At 38.9% G+C, this 1,249-nt stretch carries 1 rRNA gene; it reads left to right on the top strand.

Going from position 1 to position 1,249, the window contains the following annotated elements:
* Positions 1-1,249: ribosomal RNA gene (locus PARA125_RS09660) — 23S ribosomal RNA — on the top strand; the annotation flags it as partial.

Here is a 1,249-nt window from a genome sequence, read left to right as displayed (position 1 = left end):
ACGTACTGAAGGATCGAACCCATGTATGTTGCATAATACCGGGATGAGCGGTAGCTAGGGGTGAAAGGCTAATCAAGCTTAGTGTTAGCTAGTACTCTACGAAATCTATTTAGGTAGAGCGTTCTATTTACATTGTTGCTGGTAGAGCTCTAGATAGGCAATGGGGATGAATAATCCTACTGAGTCTACTTAAACTTCGAATAACAACAAATTTATTTATATAGAGCAGGCAGATTGCGGGCGCGAAGGTTCGTAATCAAAAGGGAAACAGCCCAGAACGTCAGCTAAAGTCCATAAAAATAATTAAGTGTATGAAATAGCTCACGGTGTTATAACAATTAGGAGGTTGGCTTAGAAGCAGCCATCCTTTAAAGAAAGCGTAACAGCTCACTAATTTTATAAAAGCATTATAGAGCTTTATGATGTAACGGACTCAAATTATTTACTGAAGCTGTGTGCAAATCGGTAGTAGAGTATTCTATAGGTTGTAGATTGGCTCGTGAGAGTTGGTTATTACATTAGAAGCAAGTATGCCTGTATGAGTAGCAAAGAAGAGTGAGAGGCTCTTCCACCGTAAATATAAGGTTTCCTATTTCGAAAGTAATTTTAATAGGGTTAATCGGCCCCTAAGCCTAACAGTGAAAACTGTACAGCGATGGGTCTTAAGTTAATATTCTTAAATTTTCGGACAAGTGACAAAAGTAGTAGATTATTCAGGCTTAAAATTGTCTGGGTAGTGAAGACTTTTCTGGAAAAAACTCGTGAAGTAAAAACCGTACTTAAATCGGCTCAGATATTTTGATAGAGTATATTTAGGTGATAGGATAATAGTATTGAAGGAACTCGGCAAAATAACTCCGTAACTTCGGGAGAAGGAGTACCTTTGGTAAGCAATTGCCAATAGGTGTAACAGAATAGAGGGTAGCGACTGTTTAATAAAAACACAGGACTCTGCTAAGTTGCAAAACGATGTATAGGGTCTGACACCTGCCCGGTGCTGAAAGACAAAAAGGATTGGTAGAGATGCCATGAATATAAATCTCAGTAAACGGCGGCTGTAACCATAACGGTCCTAAGGTAGCGAAATTCCTTGTCGGGTGAGTTCCGACCTGCATGAATGGTGTAACGACTTCCCTACTGTCTCCAGTACTAGCCTAGTGAAATTAAATTTGCTGTGAAGATGCAGTATAGAAATGATTGGACGGAAAGACCCTGTACACCTTTACTATAATCATAAATTGTTTTTAAA

The organism is Parachlamydia sp. AcF125, assembly GCF_018342475.1.
GTDB lineage: Bacteria > Chlamydiota > Chlamydiia > Chlamydiales > Parachlamydiaceae > Parachlamydia.
This window is presented reverse-complemented; position numbering and strand designations above follow the sequence as displayed.